The sequence below is a fragment of the uncultured Cyclobacterium sp. genome, assembly GCF_963976465.1.
Lineage (GTDB): Bacteria > Bacteroidota > Bacteroidia > Cytophagales > Cyclobacteriaceae > Cyclobacterium.
This window is the reverse complement of the sequence record NZ_CAXBOC010000564.1, coordinates 1-3,329: the sequence shown is the minus strand read 5'-3', so window position 1 is coordinate 3,329 and position 3,329 is coordinate 1. Positions and strand designations below refer to the sequence as shown.

Annotated in this window: 5 protein-coding genes; all 5 read right to left on the bottom strand. The window is 39.8% G+C overall.

The window, feature by feature from the left end; translation table 11 throughout:
* Window positions 1-420: nuclear transport factor 2 family protein (locus AAC037_RS22220; RefSeq protein ID WP_339905709.1), on the bottom strand; the 420-nt coding region annotated here is incomplete at its 3' end.
* 20 nt (window positions 421-440) lie between these two features.
* Window positions 441-920, bottom strand: a complete 480-nt coding sequence (locus AAC037_RS22215) for a hypothetical protein (RefSeq protein ID WP_339905708.1) — start codon at window positions 918-920, stop codon at window positions 441-443.
* 52 nt (window positions 921-972) lie between these two features.
* The gene (locus AAC037_RS22210) at window positions 973-1,599 is read right to left on the bottom strand and encodes an ATP-binding cassette domain-containing protein (protein WP_339905706.1); all 627 of its coding nucleotides are present in this window, start codon (window positions 1,597-1,599) and stop codon (window positions 973-975) included.
* A gap of 2 nt (window positions 1,600-1,601) precedes the next feature.
* The gene (gene lpxA, locus AAC037_RS22205; RefSeq protein WP_339905705.1) at window positions 1,602-2,381 is read right to left on the bottom strand and encodes an acyl-ACP--UDP-N-acetylglucosamine O-acyltransferase; all 780 of its coding nucleotides are present in this window, start codon (window positions 2,379-2,381) and stop codon (window positions 1,602-1,604) included.
* A partial coding sequence (locus AAC037_RS22200) for a bifunctional UDP-3-O-[3-hydroxymyristoyl] N-acetylglucosamine deacetylase/3-hydroxyacyl-ACP dehydratase (RefSeq protein WP_339905703.1) occupies window positions 2,378-3,329 on the bottom strand: 952 nt, incomplete at its 5' end. The genes AAC037_RS22200 and lpxA, both read right to left, overlap by 4 nt.

Sequence of the window (3,329 nt, the reverse complement as noted above, 5' to 3'; positions counted from 1 at the left end):
TTTATAGGCTTGACGGGCTAGCAATATCCAGGATTTACCTTTCTTTTGCCACACGGTTAATACCCCAAGATTCACAGGACCCGGGGCACTGCCTTTATTGTGTGTTTTACCAATTAGAAAATGCCTCACAAGAGCAGTTTTTCCTGTTATACTGACGGTTTGATTTTGAATGTCAATTTCAGTAAAGTTTGATACCCCTGAACTTAAGGCCTTAATAAACTCACTTTGATTTTCAATCAAGCCGTTGGAATGGCCATAGCTAAGATTAGGGTCTGTGATTTTCTCAAGGCGAGAAGCATCACCGGCCACCATGGCATCCACTAATTCAGCTACTGCATTTTCTACTGCCACGATTTGTTTTTCTTGAGCCATTAATGCTGAAGAAAAAAGGAAACATAAGGTAAAGAAGTATTTAAACATTTTCTACTTGTTTTGTGAGTTTAATTGAGAAGGGTTAAGTCAAAGACATAAAAACCGGCTAAAGCATTGACACGGGCGTTTTGAGGTGCAGGCACTACAAATTCCAAGCGCAATTTATCCTGATTTTTAGTAAATGAAATTTCTTTATTTGATGCAGGTTGTATACCCGAAAGGGTGATTTTATCATAATTTGATCCTGTAAAGACCCAGCTCCCATTGCTGTCAAATAATAGGTTGCTGTTTATTGCTGTATAGGTCTTACCGGTATTATTGGCTATAAAGCGAAGTTCAAAGCCTTCGAAATCGTTGGTGACTGCGCTTCCATCTTTTGAAACGGAGCCTCCGTTGGCTACAGTCCAGGTTTGGCTGCCTTCCAAACCGGCCAAAAGTTCAGTGGCTGTTTCTTCGGCAGATTTTGTCGGTTCACCACTAGTTCCATCAGTACAAGCAGCAAATACTACAAAAATAAAAATAAAGTAATTTCTCACTATCGCTCTCATATCCATATCCTTAAAAGGTAAATTTAATCATTTCCGGATTTTATCAAAGTATTCACTTTAGTTTATAATCTTCAATTGAAACAATTTCTTCGCAAAAATCAAACTCTCTTTTATCATTTGAGGCAATAAAGATACATTTGTTATCACTGTATTGATGGATTAAATCTCTGTACCACTTTATGCCTCTTTCGTCTAAATTTGAGGTAGGTTCATCCAGGAGCATTAATGGGGAATCGGAAAAAAAGCAAAGGCCAAGTTTCAATCGTTGTTTCATCCCCGAGGAAAAATAATTAATGGGTTTGTTGACAGCATTTTCCAGATACATGATCTCTATTAGCTGCTGAATACTCAGTCCCTTACTTGGTACTTTGAACTTGAAATGAAAATTTAAAAATTCCTTAAGAGAAAATTCTTCAGGTAGGTCTAGGTACGGGGCACTTATTGTCAAATATTTATAAACATCTTCTATCGCAAGCTCCTTTTGTTGCCAATTGAAACTCAACTTTCCCTCTGTCAGAGGCATTTGAGAGGATAGACATTTGATTAAGGTGGATTTTCCAGAACCATTGCTGCCTATGATAGCGGTTTTTGAACCTTGAGTGAGTGCAAGACTTAGGTTTCTAAATATCCACTCCCGCTGAAACTTCTTACCTGCCCCTTCCAGCTTTACAGACAACATACTTATTGGATATAACCTTTCATTACACCTCTTTCCGAAGATCGGATGAAATTGACTATTTCGTCTCGTTCTTTGGTTGCAGGTAGGTTGATCTCAATTTCTTCCAATGCTTTGCTATTGTTCCAATTGTTTAAAAATAAGAATCGATACACCTCCTGTATTTCACTAATGGTATGGCTTTCAAAGCCTCTTCTCCTCAACCCTAGGGAATTTACTCCGGCATAGCTCAAAGGCTCTCTAGCGGCTTTAGTAAATGGTGGCACATCCTTTCTGACAAGAGACCCTCCGGAGATCATGCTATGCATACCAATTTTTACAAATTGATGGATGGCACTACTGCCCCCCACGAATGCCCAATCATCAATGGTGACATGTCCTGCCACTTGCACGGAGTTGGCAATGATCACCCGGTTTTGAATGATACAATCATGGGCAATATGAACATAAGCCATTATCAGGCAATTGTCCCCTATTTTGGTGGTTTGCTTATCTGCCGTACCTCTGTTGATTGTTACAAACTCTCTGATGGTGGTATTGTCTCCAATTTCAACCAAAGATGGCTCACCGTTGAATTTCAAATCTTGAGGAATTGCAGCAATCACTGCTCCGGGAAAGATTCTGCAATTTTTACCAATTCTTGCTCCAGGATAAATGGTGACATTGGAGCCTATCCACGTGCCATCCCCAATTTCTACATCAGGATGGACAGACGTAAAAGCTTCAATTGAAACATTTTCCCCCAAATGGGCCTTTTCACTTATTTCGGATAGTTTACTGATCATGCGTCTTTTCTTACAATGCTGGCAGTCATAATTGCTTCGCAAACCAAGGCGTTTCCAACAAATGCCTCCCCTTTCATTTTTGCTATTCCCCTTCTAATTGGATTAAGTAATTCACATTTAAATATCAATGTGTCACCGGGTAATACCATTTTCCTGAATTTGCAGTTTTCTATGCTGAGAAAATAGGTCCAATAATTTTCCGGATCCTCTACAGTACTTAAAACCAAAATACCACCTGTTTGGGCCATGGCTTCTACTTGCAAAACGCCCGGCATTACAGGATTATTGGGGAAGTGCCCCATAAAAAAGGGCTCGTTGATAGTGACGTTTTTTACACCGGCCACTACTTTATCGTCCAGATAGATCACCTTGTCTAATAATTGAAAAGGGTACCTGTGCGGAAGGATATTGCTAATTTGATTAATGTCAAGTACAGGTGGTGATTTAGGGTCGTAATAGGGTATGTGCATTGGACCGGCTTTCTCCATCGCTCGTTTTATTTTTTTTGCAAAGGCCACATTGGCAGCATGGCCGGGTCTAGCAGCTAAAATTTGCGCTTTGAGCGGTCGGCCTACCAATGCTAAGTCTCCAATTACATCCAAAAGTTTATGTCTGGCCGGCTCATTTTTATACCTTAACTCAACATTGTTCAATATACCCTCCTTTTTAACTTCTACCTTTTGCTTATTGAACATTTTTGCCAGGTTAGCAAGTTCTTTCTCTTCCACTATTCTGTCCACCACCACGATGGCATTGTTGAGGTCACCACCTTTGATAAGGTTGTTTTTATATAACATTTCTAACTCATGCAAAAAGCAAAATGTTCTACAGGAAGCGATTTCTTGTCGGAATTGACTGATGTCTGTTATAGAGGCATGCTGACTTCCCAACACAGGAGAGTTGTAATCCACCATTACAGTAACTCGAAAATCATCTAAGGGTAAGGCA

Excerpts from the sequence above, each read along its gene's own strand:
- AAC037_RS22215 (WP_339905708.1), bottom strand. The coding sequence starts at position 920 with ATGAGAGCGATAGTGAGAAATTACTTTATTTTTATTTTTGTAGTATTT.
- lpxA (WP_339905705.1), bottom strand. The coding sequence starts at position 2,381 with ATGATCAGTAAACTATCCGAAATAAGTGAAAAGGCCCATTTGGGGGAA.
- AAC037_RS22210 (WP_339905706.1), bottom strand. The coding sequence starts at position 1,599 with ATGTTGTCTGTAAAGCTGGAAGGGGCAGGTAAGAAGTTTCAGCGGGAG.